We start from the raw sequence: 474 nt of genomic DNA, 5'->3' as shown, positions 1-474 counted from the left end.
AGCCAGTAGCTTTCCTGCTCACGAAGACGTTCACTTTGCATATCGGCATGCTGCCAAACCGCATAGTCCTTGTACTGGATGCGCAGGGGCGGCAGTTCCTTGCCTTCATACAATTGAGAGAACTCCTGCACGATAATTCCTTCCGTGACGCCATCCGAAATAATATGGTGCATGTCATAGAGCATGACGTGACGCTCCGGTCCGGTTTCCACCAGCTGAACCCGCAGCAATGGTGCTTGCGCGAGATCAAATGCGCGTACAAAGTCCAGTGCATACTGCTGGGTCTCTTCTTCGCTTGCCTGCACATGCTCCACGTTGAATGGGGCATTGGATTCAATCCATTGAATAACCTCGCCATCCACCATGTCGAATCTAGTTCGCAAGGCTTCATGGCGGACAATCAGCTGGCGGAAGGCTTGCTCCAGTCGCGTTTTATCCAAGGAACCTTCAATGATCAAAGCGCCTGGCATATTG

1 protein-coding gene is annotated in these 474 nt (G+C 51.9%); it reads right to left on the bottom strand.

Annotated features, from left to right (window positions below):
* A partial coding sequence (locus tag G9G54_RS24915) for a condensation domain-containing protein (RefSeq protein ID WP_165179950.1) occupies positions 1-474 on the bottom strand: 474 nt, incomplete at both ends.

This window comes from Paenibacillus sp. EKM212P (assembly GCF_011066115.1).
Classification (GTDB): Bacteria; Bacillota; Bacilli; order Paenibacillales; family Paenibacillaceae; genus Paenibacillus; species Paenibacillus polymyxa_B.
This window is presented reverse-complemented; position numbering and strand designations above follow the sequence as displayed.